This is a genomic window from Sediminibacterium sp. KACHI17, from assembly GCF_040362915.1.
Taxonomy (GTDB): domain Bacteria; phylum Bacteroidota; class Bacteroidia; order Chitinophagales; family Chitinophagaceae; genus Sediminibacterium.
Genome location: NZ_AP029612.1, coordinates 1584132 through 1605219, shown reverse-complemented (window position 1 = coordinate 1605219; position 21088 = coordinate 1584132). Strand labels below are relative to the sequence as shown.

The window sequence follows — 21088 nt, the reverse complement described above, 5'->3', positions numbered from 1 at the left end:
TCTTTAATTACGAATCACAGATGATAAATATGAAAGGATCGATTTTACAGAATGCAGACTTATATGGGCAGGCAGTGGTATGGATCATGTCATGGGTGCCCTTTATTTATTTTTTCCCTGAGGCATTCAAAAAAAGTGACTTTTATATGTTGATCTTAGTCCATGGACTCGGATTGATGATCATCGGAATTTGGCAGATGGTGAGTTGTTTGCTAAATCTGTTACAGGCCAATGATGTAGATAGCCGGTTTTTCAGAACCAACTTACTGGCAGGGATCATTTTAGGGGTAGCTTTTTTCATCATGTCATCATTCGGTATGTTGAAAATTCCTTTGGATAGTAAGAAAGCTTATATGGTTTATGTACTGTCTATTTATTTTATAACGATCGATGTATTAGCGATACGCTATTGGAGAAAGATCTATCGTCACTATCAAAAAGAACAAGTATGAGTAAGAAAACAGTGGTGTTGGGTGCTTCGGAGAATCCATCACGTTATAGTTATTTGGCAGTAAATAAGCTTCGAGCCTATGGACATCCGGTGGTGGCTATCGGAAATAAAAAAGGAGTGATCGGTGATATAGCTATTACTACAGAAAGACCTGAAGAAAAAAATACAGATACAGTAACGCTCTATCTGAATCCACAATTACAGCAACATTATTATGATTATATTCTTTCGTTGAAACCCAAACGCATCATATTTAATCCGGGTACGGAAAATGATGAACTGGAAGAACTTGCGAAATCTAATGGAATTCAAGTGATGGAAGCTTGTACGTTGGTATTGTTAGGGACTGGACAGTATTGAGATTCGTGGGTCAAAGGGTAACAAAGCTTTTATCTTACATAATATGAGACTATTTTTCTGCTTGTTCTTATTTTCGATCTTATTATGTGTACAATCCGCGTCTGCATCATCAAAGGGTGCTGATACATCTTTTAATATTTATAAGGGTGGAATCGATTCTTTGCATAAGCATATCGAAAGATCATTGGTTCGTTCAATGCCTATTTTAAAGAAAGATTATTTCCTGTTTTTTAAGATATTGATCGGTAATAAAGGGGTAGAAAAAGTCAGTGAATTGTACAACCAAGAAACGGAAATATCAAAGTGGGCGAGTAAGAATATTGGTAAGCATACTGATAATTGGATCAAACCTGAGAAAGAGTCCTTCATCGTAGTAATTCCTGTTTTTCTATTTGTCGAAAAAAGAAAAGAAAATATTTCGGGGCAAGAAACACCTTTTTTTACTGAGGGTAAGTCAAATGAGATAATTAAATATTCTTTTCTGATACCGCCGGTTAAAATTTTTCAGTATACCTCGAGTCATTGAAAAGGGTAGCTTTTATTACTAGATGAATGAGTGATATTTGATCCTTGTTCATCTTTTGACCCATAAAGGAAAAGTGTTCATACTCAAATTTCAATTAGCTTTAATATTACAACCATACCAATAAAGGATATCTTATGCAGTATATGAAAATTGTATTTCTTTTTCTGGGATTGTGTGTTGTGAGTCTAACATCTGCGCAGACTTCTGAAAAAAGAGTGTATATAAATCCATCTATCGGCGGTTTCAGATTAACGACAGATCCAAATAATATCAATAATACCCCATTCATGTTTGATGGGAAGATAGGAACGGATATTAGTAAGCACAGTATTATAGGACTTCAATTTTCCAGGACCCATCAAACTACTATGGTATCCGGCCTGTTCTGGGAGCAAACCGTTTCTGGTCCTTACCCGTTAACTCGATATGGAAAACTTACCCATCAAATAACTGCATTGGGTTTTTTTTATGAACGAAACTTTCAAATCGGAAAACATATAGATCTTTTCCCTAGTGGATATATCCAATATCTTGATTTCAAAGAAATAGAGAGAGGTAATGTTATCTATGTAACTGATTCATCAAGAATTTACGAGCGTAAAACATTTAATAACTATTCTGCAAGGACTGGCATTAATTTAAATATGCAGTATAAAGTTGGAAAATCATTCGCTATAACGATGCGATTACTGCAAATAGATTGTAGGCTATGGGATTCATCAAGGAAAAATATTTCTGGTGAACTGCCTTTTTTATTGGGGGTTAAGTTTTCTTACTGACCAGTTAACTTTCTGCAATTTTCAATACGCATTTTTAAAGAGAGGCTCTTTCATTAGTGGGGTTAGTAATGTTAATGTAAGTAACTTTTAAGAATGGTCTTGGGAATGTATATATTTATTTGAAGAAATTAAAAATACTATTAAATTTATTTTGTTTATCCCCCCCCCTATAAGATCAATAAAATAGAGATAAGTATCTGTTTCATACTAACAGAAATCAGTCACTTTTAGTTTTGTAAAGTTTTATTTCGTTGAATTCATTTTTTTGAATTGAAGGCAATCAATAAAATTGAAATGAAAAAAGTAACAATAATATTTATTGTCATAGTAGCATTTTCCATGGGATTTTATGGATACTTGCTAATTAATGACCCCTTACAACTTAAGCTAAAAACAAGCTTTGTATTTCCTACTTTTTGGCTAGTTATTAGTTTAATTCAACTAAAGCGAAGAAATCTGGCAATATTCTTAGTAATACTATTTACGTTTTTGTTTGTATGCATTTATTTCACTCAGTATGGGTTAAACATATTATTTAATCGATAACTTCTTTTATTAAAAACGTCTCAAAATTTTTATTTCAGAAATCAATTTCATCAACTAAAAAAAACTTTATGAGCACAACAACTTCACGCATTTCAATTAACAATGCTAAGGAGCATCTACAAACCGATGAGATCCTTTCAAAAGCACAAAGCGGAACAATTAGTGCGAGTTGACTTTTGGAAAGTTCCAAAACTGTATAAATACTGGCATTGTATCCTTGCCTTTGTTCTGGTTCGATCTAATATTATAAGTCTCTTGGAATCAGGCAATCCAATTAGGTAGATGATTTTCTTTAAAAAGCTTGTATATGGGTTTTTAACAAGTTATATTGTAGAAACTAACACCTGAGTCATGGATTTTGAAAAACTACTAAATAGTATTGAAAGTCTGCTATATCTGATTATTGTAGAGATTTCACTTGTCTTTATTACGGTTGGAAAACTATTTAAGCACTCAAAAAATTGTTATGCTATTGTGGAGGCTGAAGAAGCGATAGGAGATCCCAATCAACAATATAGAAGGTATAGTTCCCCCATTAAATTGGGTGTATTGATTGCGTTGGCTACTTTATTTGTGATCAATACTGCTCCTGAGTATACTGAAAGTGAGTCGTCTGAAATGGCATCCGCTAATCAAGTGATTGATAGTGCTCAAACCTCTACTCAAGAAAATATTATTCAAAATAGTGATCGTGATACAACAAAAAGTGAAGTAACAGAAACAAGTTCAGATAACACTCATGCAGCTAATACAGACAATACAAATAATAGTAGAGCTAGTACAAAACCAAAGGAAGTGCAAGTGTATGGAGTAGGAGTATTTGAAACATTGCTCAATCACTTTACTGAACTGAAAATTTATGAGCAAGCAGCAATCTTTTTTGTCATTTGCAATATGAATGCGATCATCATTGCCCTTTTATTATTCAAAATAAGTAATGAGCCAATCCTTGGTAAAGTTTTCCGAGGATCTTTTTTAGCTATGATTTATGCCAGAGTATATATGACAGTTCCCTTTTTATTACTCATGACTACTGTTATGTATTCTCCCGATACGGCATTTGATGAAACAAATGGTTCATTAATAATCCAGTTAATATTTATGCTATTATTATTTCTATTTGCTTTTGGGTTTTATCGATATTTAAGCGCTTCTTTATACATTGTAAAATCCACATTGGGTGGAATTTCTTTTTTTAGGCTTTTTGGATTTTTGCTGTTATTGATTTTACTGGATTTTTGGTGGATTTATTTTGGATTCATAGCATCATAATAAGGAGGGTCCTTTAAATATTAATCAATAAAATTGGGCTAAACTATTGGAAAGTTTCGGAACTTTCCAATAGTTTAGCCTGCCCATCCCTCACGATCTAAACTGCGGTAATGAATCGCTTCCGCCAAATGTTCGGGTTGTATATCGGCACTATTAGCCAAATCAGCGATTGTTCTACTTACTTTTAAAATACGGTCATAGGCACGCGCACTCAAGTTTAATTTTTCCATCGCGCGTTTGAGTAGGTTTTCACTCATACTACTGATCCTGCAAATTTCTCTAAGTTGTTTACTACTCATTTGTGCATTCGCATATACACCATTCTCACCATTGTATCGCAATGATTGTATTTCTCTGGCTTTTATGACTCTTTCACGAATAGCTGCTGAGTCTTCTCCATTTTGCTGATTACTCAATTCACTGAATGCCACCGGCGTTACTTCTACGTGCAAATCAATTCTATCCAATAATGGACCGGATACTTTATTTAAATATTTCTGAACGATGCCGGGTCCGCAAGTACATTCTTTTTCCGGATGATTATAGTATCCGCAAGGGCATGGATTCATCGATGCGATCAACATGAAATTGGCTGGAAAATCAAGTGCGATTTTTGCACGTGAGATCGTAACCCGTCTTTCTTCCATCGGTTGACGCATCACTTCTAAAACCGTTCGCTTAAATTCGGGTAACTCATCCAAAAACAATACACCATTATGCGCTAGTGAAATTTCACCTGGTTGAGGAACACCACCCCCACCTACCAATGCTACATCACTGATGGTATGATGCGGAGACCTGAACGGACGCTTACTGATCAATGAACTATTCTCAGGTAATTTTCCTGCTACACTATGAATCTTGGTTGTTTCCAGTGCTTCCTGTAGACTTAATGGTGGTAGAATAGTGGGCAAACGTTTTGCCAACATGGTTTTTCCCGCACCTGGTGGACCAATCAAAATGGCGTTATGTCCGCCGGCAGCTGCAATTTCTAAGGCACGTTTAATATTTTCTTGTCCCTTTACGTCGGTGAAATCAAATTCAAATTGGTATTGGTCACTAAAAAATTCTTCACGTGTATTAACGACCACAGGCTGTAAACTGTTTTCATCTTTGAAGAAAGCGACCACTTCATCCAAGTGCTCTACTCCAAATACATTGAGTTGATTTACCATACCTGCTTCTCTGGCGTTGGATTTGGGAACGATCAATCCTTTGAAGCCTTCTTTTCTCGCTTGAATCGCAATAGGTAATGCACCTTTGATGGGCTGTATACTTCCATCCAGACTCAATTCTCCCATGATCACATAGTCATTGAGTGCTTCAGGATTTTCCAACTGTTCACTGGCGCCCAATATGCCTAATGCAATCGGCAGATCAAAGGAAGAACCTGATTTTCTAATATCTGCCGGTGCAAGATTCACAACGATCTTAGTACGTGGCATATGAAAATCATTGGTTTTGATAGCACTCTCTGTTCGTTGCAAACTTTCCCGAACCGCATTATCAGGCAATCCTACGATTTGATATCCCTGTCCTGCACTAACATTAACCTCAATTGTTATTGTAATAGCTTCTACGCCATAAACAGCACTACCAAATGTTTTTACCAGCATAATAAAGAAGTAAAAAGTAAAAATTAAAAAGTCAAAAGAAGGGAAAGATAAAGGAGCAAAAAATAAGAATGAATAAAACAGGTAATAATACGCGTAGAAACTCCTGATTTAATGGCGGATGTCAGATGGCAGATGTCAGATTTGATATTTGTGATATGTTCGTATAATTTGAAACATATTAGCTAGATGGATAGACAAGAACTCGAAAATAGAACTAAACATTTTCATATTGAGATCATTCAATTGTGCTTGTTATTGCCAAAAAATAATGTTGGTTTTGAGATTGGAAAACAACTAATAAGATCTGCGGGTTCGGTTGCTGCAAATTATAGAGCTTCTAAACGAGCAAAATCTATCGCTGATTTTATTTATAAGATTGAAATTGTATTGGAAGAGTCTGATGAGTCTTTATACTGGTTACAAATCCTACAAGAAACGGTGATAGTTAACGATAATCGAATTTATAGGCTTATACGAGAGGCTCATGAGTTAACTGCCATTTTCTCAGCTACAACAAAAACAAATCTGACATTTGACATCTGCCATCTGACATATCACAATTTTTCTAGTAGCTCAACAACCCCTTCTCTCCTCAAAATCAAATACCCGAGTCTGTCGTTGCTGATGCCTTCTTTTAGTTGATAACTGAATACCAGTTGTTCATCTTGTACACTGGTTTCAAAATAGCGGAATTGGATATTGCTGTATTGTTGAAGTGGTTCGCCTATCTCATATAAGTGTGTGGATAGGATGAATAGTACATTCTTCATTTTACGCAAGCCTTCGATCACAGTGGTGCTGCACTTCATGGCATCTTGAACATTGGTTCCTTTGAAGAGTTCATCTATAAGGATCAACCAGTTTCTTCCATCACTGATTTTTTCAATGGTATTACGAATGCGTTGTACTTCATTGAAAAAATAACTTTCGCCTTTTACAATATTATCTACCACATTGATATTACTCAATAATCCATCGAATAAACTCAATTGCATCTTGGTAGCAGGCACTCCCATTCCCAGATGTGCCAGGTATACACTTACACCTACTGCTTTGATGAAAGTACTCTTTCCGGCCATATTGGCTCCGGTCAGGAAAAGAAAATTCTTATCCCGACTCATATCTACATTATACGATGTTGGTGTTTGTAAAAGTGGATGGTACAATCCCGTTGCTTCGATAAAGGGTTGTGTTGATAGACTGATTTCAGGAAAACAAAAATCATATTTCTTACAGGCAATACTTAACGAAAGAAATGCATCGATACGACTATACAGATCGATCAATTCGAAGATCTGGTTTTTATAGTGGAAACGTATAAAGTCTGCATAACTTAAAATGCGCCAGTTGGGCATCTCTTCTTTTGATTGGGTTCCTATCTCGGGTATCAGTCCTTTATTCAGGAGCATATCAATTCGCTCAGCCCATATTCGCAACTGCGTGCTCTGTGTACTTTCTTTTAATAAGGTACTTACCTGCGTCATTCCTTTAATGAAATCGATACAATGTGTGATCGTGTAACGGGTCAAAGAAAAATCAGGAGCATTGAAAAGCTTATAAGTGAAGCTATTGAATACATTGGGTTGAGTTGGATACTTATTGATCTGTGATTCATAAAACCGAGCGATCACCATAATGGTACCATTAGTGATCGATACAGGCCAGCGATCAGTCACTTGCATCAACTCTTTAATGATCTGCTGATTGCTTAGGATCGCATCAACCGACGCCAATGGCTTTCCAATCATATCATACAAATAATCTCTACCACCGCCGGTTTGGGTATGATCCAAAAAATGAACGACCGATAATTCTTCCTCACTATGAAAAATGGAAAGGTCAGCTAGTGTGGTTTTGTCTATTTGCATACGTTTGGTTTTTGGTCCATAGTCGATCGTCCATAGTCCATGGCACAACTGATCTACCATGGACTATGGACCATTGACCATCAGCTATCTCTCAAAACTCAGTCTCATCCCCCTCTTAGACTCATCAAATACTCCTTTTCCATAAACGGGATGTCCATTTACAAATGTGTAATTGATGGTTGCGGGGAGTGTCATTCCTTCCAGAGGGCTCCAGCCACATTTATAAAGAATATTGTCTTTTTGAATGGTATTGGATTGGTTCATATCTACCAGTACCAGATCTGCATAATATTCTTCACGAATAAATCCTCTTTCTTTGATCTGAAAGCACTGTGCTACAGCATGACTCATTTTTTCTACTACTTTCTCAATACTGATCTTTCCTTCCTTCACATAATGCAACATCAGTCCTAATGAGTGTTGAATCAATGGCAGTCCGGCATGTGCATGTTCATAATCTTCTTGTTTCTCAGCCCAGGTATGCGGAGCATGATCTGTTGCGATCACATCTAAGCGATCATCCAGTAAGGCTTCCCATAAAGCTTTTCTATTATCGGGTGCTTTAATGGCCGGATTACATTTGATTTGATTACCCAAACGAGCGTAATCGTCACTGGTAAAGTGGAGATGATGTACACATACTTCTGAAGTAATACGCTTGTCTTTTAATGGCAGCATATTACCAAAGAGTTGTAACTCTTTCGCTGTAGTAATATGCAGAATGTGTAATCGGGTGTTATATTTTTTCGCGTATTGGATGGCTTTAAAGGATGATTCAAAGCATGCATCTACATTTCGGATGATCGGATGATCTGAAGGTTCAAGGGTTCCTTTTTTTGCTTTTAATGCAGCAAAATTCTCTTTAATGATACTTTCCTCTTCACAATGAGTAGCGATCAATAGTTCGGATCCGGCAAATACTTTTTCGAGGATCAATGGATTATCTACCAATAAATTTCCTGTAGAAGAGCCCATGAATATTTTGACACCGCAGACCTCATTTTTTTTATCATTGGTTCGTAAGATCTCATCAAGGTTATCATTGGAAGTGCCCATGAAAAAGGAGTAATTGGCCAGAGAGGTATTTTTACCGGTCTCATATTTTTGTTCCAATAATTCCTGGTTAAAAGCAGGTGGACTTGTATTCGGCATTTCCATAAAACTAGTGACACCACCTGCTACTGCGGCTTTTGCTTCTGTGTAAATAGTGGCTTTATGGGTAAGTCCGGGTTCACGAAAATGAACCTGATCATCAATAACACCGGGTAAGAGAAATTGATGACTGCCATCAATTTCAATAGCATTTACGGCAGGGTTCAGTGAGCCGCCGATTTTTTCGATTCTGGAATTTCTGATCCATACATCGCCATGGGTAATGGTCCCTTCATTTACGATGGCGGTATTTTTGATGATATAATCTTTCATAAGCATCGCGCTTTAGCAATGCTGCAATTTATTACATCATGTGCAGTAAACCTTAATCTTCTAAATGAATTGAGAAAATGATCATGCGGGATTGAATCTTATCCAAGACATTGGAATATTTTAGGGTTGGATCATATTGATGGATATTGGATAATCCATAACTGAATTTGATCTCCGGTGAAACGGTTACAAAGGGCAGATAGAAATTAAAGCCGATACCTGTTTCAAAACCGAAATCATTTCTTTTCAGCTTTAACAGGTCTTCTGATAAACGGGCAGCTGAATTACTAGACAGATCGGTATCAATTTTAATACCCCCTAATAAATAAGTTCTGAAATTACCAATACGATCGGAGTTGAATTTGAAATGTACCGGTAAGCTGATCAATGTAGCGGGTAAAGTTTGTTTTTGAAATGAACCCTCTCCGGGTTTGGTAGGCCCCAATTGATAAGCCATGAATTTCGATCCGCCAATGATCAATTGCGGGTTGGCGCGTAATTCAAATCGGTTGGTCATTTTAACGGTAGCGAGGAGCCCCATTACAATACCGCCACTGGCTCCGGGTTCAACGGATAAAATGGAATCTGACTGTAAAAACCGGGGAGATTTGGTTTGGTGTAGATAGGAGCTGTTATAACCCAATGTAAGACCAAAATAATAAGGAAGGTCATCGTGATTAGGACGATAACGTTGCTTCTGTGCCAATACAGACACGGAAGAAAAAAGGATGATCGCAAACAGGATTACTTGCTTCCGCAATAAATAGTGCATATGCCGAAACTGAGTTTTTTCAGATAAGTTTGAGTAAATCCTGCTTCATGCATAATATTTAAAAAGTTATCTCCTTCAGGGAAGGCTTGAACACTATCGTTCAGATATTGATACGCATCTTTATTATTCGCAAATAGTCTCCCAACACCGGGAGTGATCACATTGGTATAAAAGTCACACATTTTTCTGAAAAGTGGTTGTTTAGGTCTGGAGAATTCCAGGACCACCAATTTTCCTCCCGGACGAAGTACCCGATACATTTCCGACATTCCCTTATCTAAATGTGCAAAATTCCGAACACCAAATGATACGGTAATGGCATCAAAATGATTGTCAGGAAAATGAATCGTTTCACTGTCTCCGGTCTGAAGGGTGATATGATCGGTAAGCTGTAGCTTTTCGAGTTTTTCTCTTCCCAATGCCAGCATCCCCTCCGAAATATCTATGCCAATGATCTTTTTGGTTTTCAGCATCCGATGCATCATGATAGCTACATCCGCAGTACCTGTTGCAACATCCAATACCAATTGCGGTTGAATGTCTTTCAATTGTCTGATCGCTTTTTTCCGCCATTGAATATCTACACCCGCTGTCAGAAAGCGATTTAAAAAATCGTATCTGAATGCGATACTGTTGAACATCTCTGCTACCTGTTCCTTTTTTCCTTTTTCACTTTGCTGGTAAGGAACCACCTCATCGTGCGCAAACTTTGCCATAAGGCACAAAGATATTGAATTCCCCCCTGAAGGTCAGTCATTGTTACGTGATAGCCCTTAAAACAGGGGTTAATGTTTCGCAAATATTGATTTTAGACAGTTTTTATCGATAGTTGGAAAGCCACAAAGGCTTATTATCTTCGTTTGAATGAGGGCCAGAATTTATAAGTCAACCGGTAGTTGGTACATCGCAAAAGGGGAGGATGGACGTTTGTATAATGCCCGTATCAAAGGGGTTATGAAAATTGAGGGGATTACTTCAACAAATCCCATCGCTGTGGGGGATGAAGTGGAGATGGAAATTGAAGCTGTTGAAGAGGAGTCGGCCATTATTAGTACCATTCATGATCGTAAGAATTATGTTGCCAGAATCTCTCCTCATAATAAGCACCTGCACCATATTATTGCATCCAACCTGGATCAGAGTTTATTGTTTGTAACCTTGAAAGATCCCAAAACATCCCAGGGATTTATGGACAGGTTTTTGATCTCTTGTGAAGCCTATCATGTTCCTGCTGTGATCATTTTCAATAAATCAGATCTCTATCGAAAAAAAGAGATGGATAAATTTGAACAGCTACGTGATATCTATACCAAGATCGGTTATGAAGTATTGTTATGTAGTGTTGAAAAACGGGAGGGACTTGATTCGATCAAAGCCATACTTCATAATAAAACATCTTTATTAAGTGGGCATAGCGGCGTTGGAAAATCAACCTGTGTCAATGCATTATTTCCAGAGTTTAATTTACGTACGCAGGAGGTAAGTGGTTGGAGTGGAAAAGGGATGCATACCACCACATTTGCAGAAATGTTCGATCTGCCGGGAGGTGGTCATATTATTGATACACCAGGTGTTCGAGAATTTGGTCTGGTAGATATCGAAAAAGAAGAACTCGCACATTATTTTCCGGAAATGAGAAAACGGATCAATGATTGTCAGTTCAATAACTGTATGCATATCGAAGAACCGAATTGTGCCGTAAAAAAAGCAGTGATGCAAGGAGAGATCTCAGAAGAAAGATATATCAGTTATAGAACGATATTGGATACGATGGGCGAGGAGTATTAAGGTACAACATATCGATCATAGCCAATGCCTCTACTATTTGCTATCACCAATATGCCATAAGCTATTCATTAACTTTTCTTCTCTTCCTGAAACCACGAAGCATACATCACGTAATTATTCGAGATACGATTGATCTCTCCGTTGATGAGTTCTTGTGAAATATCTTTTACTTTTTTAGCAGGAACGCCGGCATAGATACAGCCTGCTTCAACAACAGTTCCTTCCAATAAAACAGCACCTGCTGCTATGATAGAATTACTGTGTACTATACAACGATCCATTACAATTGCTCCCATGCCAATCAACACATTATCGTGAATCGTACAGCCATGTACCAATGCATTGTGTCCGATGGAAACATTATTGCCGATTTCAGTAGGATTTTTTTGATAAGTACAATGAATAACCGCCCCATCTTGAATATTGACTTTATTACCCATCCGGATATAATGTACATCACCTCTAACCACCGCATTGAACCATATGCTGCAATCATTACCCATGACCACGTCGCCAACGATGGTGGCATTAGGGGCAATAAAACAATTTTCACCAAATTCAGGATGTTTACCGAGGACGGGGAGAATAACTGCCATAAAATATCGAATTTCGAATGTTGAATGTCGAACTTTAAACGAAAGTTAGCAAAATGAGTGGGATTTCAAATAAGGAACTTTTTCTTCAGCATGTTGCACAAACTTCTGCTGCGCCGATTGGGTTGGAGATGAAGAATGCATCTGGTATTCACATTTGGGATGTGAAAGGGAAAAAATATACAGATCTGATCTCAGGATTCAGTGTTTGCAATATCGGGCATAGTCATCCTCATGTTGTGAAAGCAGTTCAGGAACAAGCTGCTGAATACATGCACTTAATTGTATATGGAGAATTTATTGAAAGTCCACAGGTGCAATATGCAAAATTATTGACCGATCATTTACCGCCTGCTTTGAATTGTGTATACTTTACAAATAGTGGTGCAGAAGCTACAGAAGGTGCTATGAAGTTAGCTAAGCGTATCACAGGTAGATCAAAGATCATTGCATTTAATAATGCTTATCATGGCAGTACGCAAGGTGCTTTGAGTGTTATGGGAGGCGAATATTGGCGGAATGCTTTCAGACCATTATTGCCCGATATTGTTCATGTTGATTATAATGATGATGCAGTATTTGAATTGATCGATTCATCCGTGGCTTGTGTGATATTGGAAACAGTTCAGGCTGAAAGCGGTATTACAGTACCACGTAAAGAATGGTTACAAGCCATTCGGAAAAAATGCGATGAGCATTGCGTACTATTAGTGTTTGATGAAATACAAGCAGGATTTGGCAGAACAGGTTCTCTTTGGGCATTTGAACAATTTGAAGTGATCCCTGATATCTTATTACTTGGAAAAGCATTAGGTGGTGGTATGCCATTAGGAGCATTTATTGCCGACAAGAAATTGATGTCTACATTGACCTATAATCCGGTATTGGGCCATATTACCACATTTGGTGGGCATCCTGTAAGCTGTGCTGCCGGGAAAGCCGCATTGGAAGTGCTTTTACAGGGCGAATACATACAACAAGTTCACCAGAAAGGGAAGCTACTGCAAACGCATCTTCAACACCCTGCTATCCAGCATACGAATTCGTATGGTCTTTGGATGTCATTGAAATTCAAAGATGAGATGACCAACCAGCAAATTGTTCATCAATGTGTGAAAAATGGATTGGTGACCGATTGGTTTCTCTTTGCGCCGGATCGATTAAGAATCGCACCTCCACTGATCATTACGGAAGCAGAACTGACCGAAGTATGTGCAACGATTATTATGAGTATTGATGAAATAGTGAATGAATCTTAGTTGACGGTTGACCGAAATAGTGTATTGCCTTCTGTCAACTGTCAACTAGCAACTAAGTACTCCTCCTTCCGCTAACAAGGTCCCAATCTGCAGAACCTGCTGTATAGCTTCTCATATAGCGGTATGATATTTTTGATATCAAATCTACAGGCCTGTGCATAGGCAGCTTCTTTCATGTTTTCAAGCTGAGTATTATCTTTCAAAAGTGAGATAGCATATTGACTCATGGTTGCTACGTCTCCCACATTTGCCATAAAACCTGTTTCACCCTGGATATTAATCTCACTCAATCCTCCTGCGTTGGAACTGATCACCACTGTTCTTGCAGCCATGGCTTCCAATGCGGCCAAACCAAAGCTTTCATATTCAGACGGGAGTATGAAAACATCACTTACTGCCAGAATATCTTCCATTTGTTCCTGCTTGCCTAGAAAACGAACATCTTCTTCAATCCCTAATTCTCTGGTCAGTTCTTCTGTTCCCGGCCTTTCAGGTCCATCACCTACCATTAGTAATTTCGCAGGCATTTCTTTTCTTACAGCTGCAAATATTTGTACCACATCAACGACTCTCTTCACTTTTCGGAAGTTGGATGCGTGAATGAGTATCTTTTCACCATTTGGAGCGATCACTTTTCTGAATGCATCGATCGGTTTTTTATCAAATCGCGCTACATCTACAAAATTGTGGATCACTTCTATTTCTTTCTGAATGTGGAATGATTTATATGTCTCCTCTCTAAGATTATTTGATACTGCTGTTATGGCATCACTTTCATTGATCGAAAAAGTTACGACAGGTTCATAGGTTTTGTCTTTTCCTACCAAAGTGATATCAGTACCATGTAAGGTAGTGATCACAGGTACATTGCGATTGGCCTTTTGTTTGACGATTTGTTTGGCCATGTATGCAGCAGAAGCATGTGGTATCGCATAGTGTACATGTAACAGGTCCAGATCATGATTCATGATCACATCTACCATGGTACTGGCCAATGCCACTTCATATGGCGGATAATCAAAAAGCGGATAAGTAGGAACACGGACCTCATGGTAGAATATATTCGCATTAAATACATTCAATCTTACCGGTTGCTGATAAGTGATAAAATGTACCTGATGTCCTTCATCCGCCAATGCCTTTCCCAATTCCGTTGCGAGTACACCACTACCACCAAATGTTGGATAACAAACAATTCCTATACGCATAGCTAACCTTTGATTTTTGATATGACGATTTGATCCCATCCATATTGTATTGTAATATGCGGTACAAACCCTTTTTGTTCTCTGTGCGGCATCATTGAATCTACAACCAGAGTACTCGTAAAATTATGTACCGTATACCCAATCAGGAATCAATCCTCCAAAGATACCCTGCAATTAACAATAATTACGACAATACTGTTCTCCGCTCATCAAAGGCGGAGGAAACATGACAAATCATTAACTTTATCGGTATGAAAAAAATATACATTCTTTTATTGCTACTGCCCTTTGGCAGCTTTGCACAGCAAGATGATGCTGCTGTCATCAAAAAGATATCTGATGAAATATTGAGAAATGGGAAGGCTTACGACCTTTTATACCAATTAACAAAGCAGGTAGGTGGACGAATTGCCGGTTCTCCGCAGATGTATAAGGCGGAAGCATGGGGTGAAAAGGCGTTGAAAGAAATGGGTGCAGATAAGGTATGGCTTCAGGAATGTATGGTTCCCCGTTGGGTAAGAGGTGCAAAAGAAGATGCTAGAGTGGTGACCATTGATGGCAAAAAAACCAACCGCGTTTTAGACGTTCTCGCACTGGGTAATTCTATGGGTAGTGCTAAGCCAATTACGGCTGAAGTCATTGCCTTCGACAGTTTTGAAGAGATGGAAAAAAGAAAAGATGTAGTAAAGGGTAAGATCGTTTACTTCAATCATTCTTTTGATCCTACCAATATCAAACCTTTTGTTTCTTATGGACAAACAGGTGTTTCCCGAAGAGCTGGTCCTAGTATGGCTGCTAAGTATGGAGCGGTAGGTGTGATGATCCGTTCATTGACTGAATCTACTGCCAATGATCCACATACCGGTGGCACTGTGTACAATGATTCATTTCCTAAAATTCCAGCCATTGCTATGGGACCAAGGGATGCCGACTATATCTGGGATCTCAGTAAGAAATCTTCTTTCACAGTGACCATGAAGACCAGTGCAAAATTTTTGCCTGATACGATTGGACATAATGTGATCGGAGAATTAAGAGGATCAATGTTTCCGGATGAAATCATTACGGTAGGCGGACATCTGGATAGTTGGGATGTTAATGAAGGTGCACATGATGATGGTGCAGGGGTTGTACATACCATTGAAGTGATGCGTGCATTGAAAGCGATCGGCTACCAGCCAAAACGTACCATTCGTTTTGTATTATTTGCCAATGAAGAAAATGGTATGCGAGGCGGAAATAAATATGCTGCTGAAGCAAAAGAAAAAGGGGAGAAACACATTTTCGCATTGGAAAGTGATGCCGGAGGATTTACGCCCAGAGGTTTCGGATTTACGGCTCCCAAAGATAAACATGATAAAATGCAGGCATGGTTGCCTTTGTTGAAACCCTATGGAACAGAAGACATGTCGGGTAGTGGCGGTGGAGCTGATATAGGTCCTTTGAACCGAACTTTCGGTACACCTATTGCCGGGTTTATACCTGATCCTCAAAGATATTTTGATATGCATCACGCCAGAACAGACGTATTTGAAAATGTCAATAAGCGTGAACTGTTACTGGGTGCAGTAAATATGGCTGCGTTGATTTACCTTGTAGATAAATATGGTTTATAAATGACAACCAAACAAAAAATCATCTGGAGTATTATCATTGTTGTTTTTGTTTCGTTATCTGCTTTCATTTATTGGCGCTATTATTTTGTGTATGCAGAAGGAACCAAAGCCGGCTTACTTAATACTTTCCAGAAAAAGGGCATCCTTTTCAAAACATGGGAAGGAAAAATTATCCAAAGTGGATTTCGTGCCAATGTTCAAAGCAATGAATTTGACTTTAGTGTTACCAGTGAATCTGTTGCTGAACAATTATTGCGTTGCTCGGGTAAAGAAGTAGAACTGCATTACAAGAGATATATTGGCACATTACCCTGGCGCGGATTAGAAAGAAATATTGTAGACAGTGTCTATGAAGTTCGTGGTCAAGCACCCGAAACAATCATAGCTCCCAAGTAACGTTAAAAGAGAAGATTCCATATATCTCTGCGCTATCTCCTTTTCTCTTATTCTCTGCGGTTTTATGCCGCAGAGAAATAAGGGCACAGAGATGGCGCATTTTTTTTGAAGTGATTAAGCTTGTAGTAAAAAGATCGCCAGCTTTTTGTGAATATCAGTCTGTTCCTGCTTCCATTGACGAATCGTTTTTGTTTTGATCGATTCTACTGCAGCAGTAATATCAACTGCGATACAAAGTTTTGTTTCAGGTTTACAGCATTGAAGCAGGTCATTGATCATCGAATTATTTCTGTAAGGAGTTTCGATGAATATTTGTGTACAATTCCTTTTTAAAGAATCATTTTCCAGGTCCCTGATCTTTTTCTTTCGCTCCGTAGTATCAATGGGAAGGTAACCATTGAACTGAAAGCATTGTCCATTCATACCACTAGCCATCAACGCAAGTAAAATAGAACTGGGACCTACCAATGGTTTCACAGTAACCCCTATATTTTGTGCCGCTTCTACCAGTATTTGCCCCGGATCAGCGATACCAGGACAACCGGCTTCACTAATGATACCAATATTCTTACCTTCTTGTAATAGTTGTATGAATTGCTTTTTTACTTCTGCTTCCGCTTTATGGATGGCAAACCATTGATAGTCGTCAATCACCATCTCCTTCCACATTTTTTTGAGAAAGCGCCTGGCTGTTTTTTCCTGTTCAACAAAAAAAACAGAGCAATCTTTTACGGCATCCAGAATGTAGGGAGGAATTGTTTCAATCGCATCTTCATACAAAACGGTAGGGATAAGGTATAGCTTTCCGAACTGCATATTAATTCTTTGAACTATTGGGATAGGTGCTTAGCGTTGCAGCAACTACTGCATATGAAGGAGCCAGGATCCAACCAATGATCGGGATCATGTGCATCAAATAAAATATAAAGCCATTCCCGATAGCGAGTCCTTTATGATTACCAATATAAAAAATACTTTCTGCAGGTGTTTTCTTCTGTCGCTCCATACTGTAATCAAGCATTGAGAAACCATAATAGTAACATTCAACCAGAACAGCTAGAATAGGTGTAAGCCATCCTATCAGCGGAATCAGGCTTAGAAGCAGAATGGATAGTACATAAACAGTTTGCCATACACTATTCCTCAAAGCGAGTCTAATACCTCTTAGAATATCTTTTCCCAGTTGCGTAAAACTGAATGGGAAATCTTTACCTTCAATAATGGATGCCGTTTTCTCACTTAAAAATGCAAATACCGGAGAGCCAATGATCAAAAACAAGAATTTGAAAAGAGAGAAATAAAGCAACATCATGATCAGCCATAACAAAGCTGTTCCGAATACAAATAAAAATCCTACAAAACTATTTGAGAACTGATCGATCCATCCGCGTAAACCGGTCTTCATTGCCATCCATTCAATGAAATCTCCTGCTGTTTGTCCGAAATAATACATACCGGTTAAAAAAAGTACGGTATATAATAGTCCTGGAATAAGGATCCATTTCCAAAGTTTATGTTTGATGATAAACTGATGGGCTTGTGAATAGGATTGTATGGCAATGATAAGTTCCTTGAGCACCCGAATACGTTTTGATACACTAAGTTAATGTATTCAGTATGTTTATTCTGTGAAACATTTGCATGAATATTATAATAATAGATTAACGCTGGATTTCTATCAACATGACAATGTTTGTGAGATAGCCAGACAACTCATTGGTAAAGTATTGGTCACTTCTTTTGAAAACATACTTACCGCGGGAAGGATCGTTGAAACAGAAGCATACAACGGTATTGCTGATAAGGCCTCACACGCTTATGGTGGGCGATTTACAAACAGAACAGCGGTGATGTATGAGCCGGGAGGAATTGCTTATGTATATCTGTGTTATGGTATACATCATTTATTCAATGTTGTTACAAATCAGGCCTCCATTCCTCATGCCGTTTTGATCCGAGGCATTGAACCGATAGCGGGTGTAGAGCATATGTTACAGCGCTTTAAAAAACTAAAGGCCGATCATAGTATTGGTAGGGGCCCCGGTAACGTTACAAAAGCATTGGATATTAAGGTTGGTCACACCGGTACCTCTTTACTAGCATCCGATCTATTCATTTCAGATGATGGCTGGAAAACTCAAAAGACAAATATTATCGCAACTCCTCGGATCGGCGTAGATTATGCTGAAGAAGATGCCTTATTGCCTTATCGATTTATATTGAAAGGAAATCCTCATGTTACCAAATCGCCCTTGAATAAAGCAACACTTAAAATTTAGGACAATTGATGACCTTATCTGATGAAGGTCGTCTGATATAAATTAATGAGATCTCAATACCACCTCTGTTTTGTGAAGCCGTTCTTAGCTGAGAAGAATTATAATCATAACTGGCACCAATCCGGAAATCATCGAATTCAATACCAACATAGGGTATAACTGCATCTTTTAAACGCATCCAAGTTCCCACATATAAACTCGTGGCTTTGATATCATCGGGATTTGCATTGAATTGTAATGCAGCACCAAGCATTGTAGAAGATGTACCGCCCTGAAACATCTGCATGCCACTCATGTGGAGTGTAGTTGTATTGCCTACAGGAAAATAAGTACCTGCATGAATGGTTGTTCTTGTAGGTAATAGATATTCTGCTCCGGTAAAAGATTGTTTGGGTTTATTGATATGATACATACTCACACCCATGTAAAAATTGTTACGATCATTCGTGTTGCCATTATATAAAATGCCGGCATTGATGTCAACATATTTGGAGTTCAGTGTGCCTGTATTGAATACTTCAGAAGTAACACCTGTAAAACCTGCATTGGTCAACTGATCTTCAAACTTGAGCATATTGGTATTGATCAGCATGTTTGCATAAGTCAATTGAAATCCGGCACTCAGTTGGTGATATCCTTCTTCATCCAAACCCTTATGATAGGCAGTACCCACCGATGCATAATTAAACTTTACTGCACCATTGGCACTATTATCCGTCAGTCCCATAAACCCAACACCCCAGGTATCATTAGAAGCGATCCGGTCTTTCATAATCTGAAAATCAATGGAAGCAGTTGCAGTGGTATATGCTTTTTCGATACTGGGCCACTGGTTGCGATAATTCCCGGCAACGCGATAGGTGCCATAGAATTTACCGGTAAAAGCGGGGTTGAGTGTTAAAGGTGAGGAGAAGAACTGTGAAAAATTAGGATCCTGCGCCAAAGTGTTTTTGGTCAACAATAGCAGTATCCCTAAGCAGCATATTTGTGTCAGCTTTTTCACGAGGCATCTAATTTAGGATAATCTTCCTGAAACAGATACGTTCGTTCAGAAGATTAGGTTGTCCTTAACTTCAGTATTTGACCTTGAAAAAGCGATGATCGCTGCACAGCTTAGGACTGATTCTTAGTTCCAAAGGCCAGATCACCCGCATCGCCAAGTCCGGGAACGATATATCCTTTGGCGGTCAATTCATCATCAATATCACCACACCAGATATGTATATCTTCACCGCATTCTCTGTGGATCAGCTCAATACCTACACTGCAGGCAATGGCCACTACCACGTGAAACTCTTTTGGTGTACCCTCATCTTTCATGTACTGGATGGTCTTTACAATAGAAGCACCGGTAGCCAGCATTGGGTCACTGATGATCACAATACGGTTGTCTAATGAAGGACAACTCATGTATTCCAGACTGATCTCAAATGAACCGTCTCTATGATGTTTTCTATAAGCAGAAACAAAGGCATTATCAGCCCGGTCGAAATAGTTGAGCATGCCATTGTGCATGGGTAAACCTGCTCTCAGTATGGTAGCCAGTACCGGTTGTTGTTCCAGTAATTTACTATCATGGGTGCCAAGAGGGGTGGGCACTTCAGTTATCTTGTATGGCAAACGCTTACTGATCTCATAAGCAGCGATTTCCCCGATACGTTCCAGGTTTCTGCGAAAACGCATACGGTCACCCTGGATATCTACATTTCTTAACTCTGATACCCAATTACTGACAAGGCTATGTTCCTGACTAAGGTTTACGATCATGGCATGATTGAATTGAAGGCTTCAAAACTAAAATCTATCTCTTGGAATCGGAAATTTAAGTTTTTCAAGCTGTTTCATTGGCTCTAACGCTTTCAAAACGCTAAAAAGGTTATTTTGGTAGAAACAAACCCTTATGCAACAAATTGGCAGATTCCTGATCATCATAGCGTTATTGAGTTCTTGTGAGTCAAAGAAAGAGGAGAAGAATTTTGAAAAAAGTTATGAGACCGTAAAAGAGACACTGGCTGAAAAGGAGAAGAATAATCCTAAAAGGTTTCTCATGGTGACCAATCGTGACAGGAAAAATCTGATCGGACAAACGGTTGTGATGGGCTCGATTTCCAATAAAGCCACTGTTTGTTGGTATAAAGATGTAGAACTGCGATTATCATTCTTCAGTAAAACCGGTGCAAAACTGGATGAAGGTTTGGAAACGATCTATGAGAATATTGGTCCCGGTCAAACGGTAAAATTCAAAACCAAATATTTTGCACCAAAGGGTACGGATAGTGTTGCCATCTCCATAAACAAAGCGATCGGCGATATTTCAGGGGCTGAGTAGTTGTT

The 21088-nt window shown here is 38.5% G+C and carries 23 protein-coding genes; 12 read left to right on the top strand and 11 right to left on the bottom strand.

Annotated features, from left to right (window positions below; all coding sequences use genetic code 11):
* Positions 1-29: 29 nt before the first annotated feature.
* From ABXG83_RS07045 to ABXG83_RS07025, 5 genes are all read left to right on the top strand, one after another.
* Positions 30-452, top strand: coding sequence for a hypothetical protein (locus ABXG83_RS07045; protein WP_353548145.1), 423 nt, complete (start codon positions 30-32; stop codon positions 450-452).
* A complete protein-coding gene (locus ABXG83_RS07040; protein WP_353548144.1) occupies positions 449-811 on the top strand; it encodes a CoA-binding protein in 363 nt (120 codons plus the stop codon). Before ABXG83_RS07045 ends, ABXG83_RS07040 begins: the two co-directional genes overlap by 4 nt.
* Positions 812-854: 43 nt before the next feature.
* Complete coding sequence (locus tag ABXG83_RS07035; RefSeq protein ID WP_353548143.1) at positions 855-1337, top strand: hypothetical protein; 483 nt, start codon at positions 855-857, stop codon at positions 1335-1337.
* Positions 1338-1480: 143 nt separating this feature from the next.
* Positions 1481-2116, top strand: a complete 636-nt coding sequence (locus ABXG83_RS07030; protein WP_353548142.1) for a hypothetical protein — start codon at positions 1481-1483, stop codon at positions 2114-2116.
* Positions 2117-3013: 897 nt separating this feature from the next.
* Positions 3014-3934 carry a hypothetical protein gene (locus ABXG83_RS07025; protein WP_353548141.1) on the top strand — a complete coding sequence of 307 codons (921 nt, stop codon included), beginning with the start codon at positions 3014-3016 and terminating at the stop codon, positions 3932-3934.
* Positions 3935-4008: 74 nt separating this feature from the next.
* On the opposite strand, the gene ABXG83_RS07020 is transcribed toward ABXG83_RS07025, so the two are convergent.
* Entirely contained in the window at positions 4009-5550 is a 1542-nt protein-coding gene (locus ABXG83_RS07020; protein ID WP_353548140.1) for a YifB family Mg chelatase-like AAA ATPase, read from the bottom strand.
* Positions 5551-5736: 186 nt separating this feature from the next.
* Here ABXG83_RS07020 and ABXG83_RS07015 point away from each other — a divergent pair, with 186 nt between their 5' ends.
* A complete protein-coding gene (locus ABXG83_RS07015; RefSeq protein ID WP_353548139.1) occupies positions 5737-6192 on the top strand; it encodes a four helix bundle protein in 456 nt (151 codons plus the stop codon).
* Here the strand turns inward: ABXG83_RS07015 and ABXG83_RS07010 are convergent.
* From ABXG83_RS07010 to ubiE, 4 genes are all read right to left on the bottom strand, one after another.
* Positions 6105-7418, bottom strand: a complete 1314-nt coding sequence (locus ABXG83_RS07010) for a DNA mismatch repair protein MutS (protein ID WP_353548138.1) — start codon at positions 7416-7418, stop codon at positions 6105-6107. The genes ABXG83_RS07015 and ABXG83_RS07010 overlap by 88 nt on opposite strands.
* A gap of 84 nt (positions 7419-7502) precedes the next feature.
* Positions 7503-8843 (bottom strand): dihydroorotase, encoded by a 1341-nt coding sequence (locus ABXG83_RS07005; RefSeq protein WP_353548137.1) that lies wholly within the window; start codon positions 8841-8843, stop codon positions 7503-7505.
* 52 nt (positions 8844-8895) lie between these two features.
* Positions 8896-9615 carry a porin family protein gene (locus tag ABXG83_RS07000; RefSeq protein ID WP_353548136.1) on the bottom strand — a complete coding sequence of 240 codons (720 nt, stop codon included), beginning with the start codon at positions 9613-9615 and terminating at the stop codon, positions 8896-8898.
* A complete protein-coding gene (gene ubiE / locus ABXG83_RS06995) occupies positions 9588-10331 on the bottom strand; it encodes a bifunctional demethylmenaquinone methyltransferase/2-methoxy-6-polyprenyl-1,4-benzoquinol methylase UbiE (RefSeq protein ID WP_353548135.1) in 744 nt (247 codons plus the stop codon). Before ubiE ends, ABXG83_RS07000 begins: the two co-directional genes overlap by 28 nt.
* A gap of 148 nt (positions 10332-10479) precedes the next feature.
* On the opposite strand from ubiE, the gene rsgA reads away from it, so the two are divergent.
* Entirely contained in the window at positions 10480-11403 is a 924-nt protein-coding gene (gene rsgA, locus ABXG83_RS06990) for a ribosome small subunit-dependent GTPase A (RefSeq protein ID WP_353548134.1), read from the top strand.
* A gap of 68 nt (positions 11404-11471) precedes the next feature.
* Here the strand turns inward: rsgA and ABXG83_RS06985 are convergent, their stop codons facing one another.
* Complete coding sequence (locus ABXG83_RS06985; RefSeq protein ID WP_353548133.1) at positions 11472-11999, bottom strand: gamma carbonic anhydrase family protein; 528 nt, start codon at positions 11997-11999, stop codon at positions 11472-11474.
* Between the two features lie 53 nt (positions 12000-12052).
* On the opposite strand from ABXG83_RS06985, the gene ABXG83_RS06980 reads away from it, so the two are divergent.
* Positions 12053-13255, top strand: coding sequence for an aspartate aminotransferase family protein (locus ABXG83_RS06980; RefSeq protein WP_353548132.1), 1203 nt, complete (start codon positions 12053-12055; stop codon positions 13253-13255).
* A 71-nt stretch (positions 13256-13326) separates the two neighbouring features.
* Here ABXG83_RS06980 and bshA read toward each other — a convergent pair whose 3' ends face one another.
* Positions 13327-14463, bottom strand: a complete 1137-nt coding sequence (bshA, locus tag ABXG83_RS06975) for an N-acetyl-alpha-D-glucosaminyl L-malate synthase BshA (protein ID WP_353548131.1) — start codon at positions 14461-14463, stop codon at positions 13327-13329.
* Positions 14464-14714: 251 nt separating this feature from the next.
* Here bshA and ABXG83_RS06970 point away from each other — a divergent pair, with 251 nt between their 5' ends.
* Both ABXG83_RS06970 and ABXG83_RS06965 read left to right on the top strand, forming a co-directional pair.
* Positions 14715-16079: a M20/M25/M40 family metallo-hydrolase gene (locus tag ABXG83_RS06970; protein ID WP_353548130.1), complete on the top strand. Its 1365-nt coding sequence runs from the start codon at positions 14715-14717 to the stop codon at positions 16077-16079.
* Positions 16080-16475, top strand: a complete 396-nt coding sequence (locus tag ABXG83_RS06965; protein WP_353548129.1) for a hypothetical protein — start codon at positions 16080-16082, stop codon at positions 16473-16475. It begins immediately after the preceding gene.
* 114 nt (positions 16476-16589) lie between these two features.
* Here ABXG83_RS06965 and ABXG83_RS06960 read toward each other — a convergent pair whose 3' ends face one another.
* Both ABXG83_RS06960 and ABXG83_RS06955 read right to left on the bottom strand, forming a co-directional pair.
* Positions 16590-17291, bottom strand: coding sequence for an SAM-dependent methyltransferase (locus tag ABXG83_RS06960; protein WP_353548128.1), 702 nt, complete (start codon positions 17289-17291; stop codon positions 16590-16592).
* A gap of 1 nt (position 17292) precedes the next feature.
* Entirely contained in the window at positions 17293-18054 is a 762-nt protein-coding gene (locus ABXG83_RS06955; protein ID WP_353548127.1) for an EI24 domain-containing protein, read from the bottom strand.
* A gap of 49 nt (positions 18055-18103) precedes the next feature.
* Here ABXG83_RS06955 and ABXG83_RS06950 point away from each other — a divergent pair, with 49 nt between their 5' ends.
* Positions 18104-18754 carry a DNA-3-methyladenine glycosylase gene (locus ABXG83_RS06950; protein ID WP_353548126.1) on the top strand — a complete coding sequence of 217 codons (651 nt, stop codon included), beginning with the start codon at positions 18104-18106 and terminating at the stop codon, positions 18752-18754.
* On the opposite strand, the gene ABXG83_RS06945 is transcribed toward ABXG83_RS06950, so the two are convergent.
* Together ABXG83_RS06945 and upp are read right to left on the bottom strand one after the other, a co-directional pair.
* Positions 18744-19757, bottom strand: coding sequence for a PorP/SprF family type IX secretion system membrane protein (locus tag ABXG83_RS06945; protein ID WP_353548125.1), 1014 nt, complete (start codon positions 19755-19757; stop codon positions 18744-18746). The genes ABXG83_RS06950 and ABXG83_RS06945 overlap by 11 nt on opposite strands.
* A 110-nt stretch (positions 19758-19867) precedes the next feature.
* Positions 19868-20521: a uracil phosphoribosyltransferase gene (gene upp / locus ABXG83_RS06940; RefSeq protein WP_353548124.1), complete on the bottom strand. Its 654-nt coding sequence runs from the start codon at positions 20519-20521 to the stop codon at positions 19868-19870.
* Between the two features lie 133 nt (positions 20522-20654).
* On the opposite strand from upp, the gene ABXG83_RS06935 reads away from it, so the two are divergent.
* Positions 20655-21083 (top strand): FxLYD domain-containing protein, encoded by a 429-nt coding sequence (locus tag ABXG83_RS06935; protein WP_353548123.1) that lies wholly within the window; start codon positions 20655-20657, stop codon positions 21081-21083.
* The last annotated feature ends 5 nt before the right edge of the window (positions 21084-21088 follow it).

Excerpts from the sequence above, each read along its gene's own strand:
- ABXG83_RS07045 (WP_353548145.1), top strand. The coding sequence starts at position 30 with ATGAAAGGATCGATTTTACAGAATGCAGACTTATATGGGCAGGCAGTG.
- ABXG83_RS07040 (WP_353548144.1), top strand. The coding sequence starts at position 449 with ATGAGTAAGAAAACAGTGGTGTTGGGTGCTTCGGAGAATCCATCACGT.
- ABXG83_RS07035 (WP_353548143.1), top strand. The coding sequence starts at position 855 with ATGAGACTATTTTTCTGCTTGTTCTTATTTTCGATCTTATTATGTGTA.
- ABXG83_RS07030 (WP_353548142.1), top strand. The coding sequence starts at position 1,481 with ATGAAAATTGTATTTCTTTTTCTGGGATTGTGTGTTGTGAGTCTAACA.
- ABXG83_RS07025 (WP_353548141.1), top strand. The coding sequence starts at position 3,014 with ATGGATTTTGAAAAACTACTAAATAGTATTGAAAGTCTGCTATATCTG.
- ABXG83_RS07020 (WP_353548140.1), bottom strand. The coding sequence starts at position 5,550 with ATGCTGGTAAAAACATTTGGTAGTGCTGTTTATGGCGTAGAAGCTATT.
- ABXG83_RS07015 (WP_353548139.1), top strand. The coding sequence starts at position 5,737 with ATGGATAGACAAGAACTCGAAAATAGAACTAAACATTTTCATATTGAG.
- ABXG83_RS07010 (WP_353548138.1), bottom strand. The coding sequence starts at position 7,418 with ATGCAAATAGACAAAACCACACTAGCTGACCTTTCCATTTTTCATAGT.
- ABXG83_RS07005 (WP_353548137.1), bottom strand. The coding sequence starts at position 8,843 with ATGAAAGATTATATCATCAAAAATACCGCCATCGTAAATGAAGGGACC.
- ABXG83_RS07000 (WP_353548136.1), bottom strand. The coding sequence starts at position 9,615 with ATGCACTATTTATTGCGGAAGCAAGTAATCCTGTTTGCGATCATCCTT.
- ubiE (WP_353548135.1), bottom strand. The coding sequence starts at position 10,331 with ATGGCAAAGTTTGCGCACGATGAGGTGGTTCCTTACCAGCAAAGTGAA.
- rsgA (WP_353548134.1), top strand. The coding sequence starts at position 10,480 with ATGAGGGCCAGAATTTATAAGTCAACCGGTAGTTGGTACATCGCAAAA.
- ABXG83_RS06985 (WP_353548133.1), bottom strand. The coding sequence starts at position 11,999 with ATGGCAGTTATTCTCCCCGTCCTCGGTAAACATCCTGAATTTGGTGAA.
- ABXG83_RS06980 (WP_353548132.1), top strand. The coding sequence starts at position 12,053 with ATGAGTGGGATTTCAAATAAGGAACTTTTTCTTCAGCATGTTGCACAA.
- bshA (WP_353548131.1), bottom strand. The coding sequence starts at position 14,463 with ATGCGTATAGGAATTGTTTGTTATCCAACATTTGGTGGTAGTGGTGTA.
- ABXG83_RS06970 (WP_353548130.1), top strand. The coding sequence starts at position 14,715 with ATGAAAAAAATATACATTCTTTTATTGCTACTGCCCTTTGGCAGCTTT.
- ABXG83_RS06965 (WP_353548129.1), top strand. The coding sequence starts at position 16,080 with ATGACAACCAAACAAAAAATCATCTGGAGTATTATCATTGTTGTTTTT.
- ABXG83_RS06960 (WP_353548128.1), bottom strand. The coding sequence starts at position 17,291 with ATGCAGTTCGGAAAGCTATACCTTATCCCTACCGTTTTGTATGAAGAT.
- upp (WP_353548124.1), bottom strand. The coding sequence starts at position 20,521 with ATGATCGTAAACCTTAGTCAGGAACATAGCCTTGTCAGTAATTGGGTA.
- ABXG83_RS06935 (WP_353548123.1), top strand. The coding sequence starts at position 20,655 with ATGCAACAAATTGGCAGATTCCTGATCATCATAGCGTTATTGAGTTCT.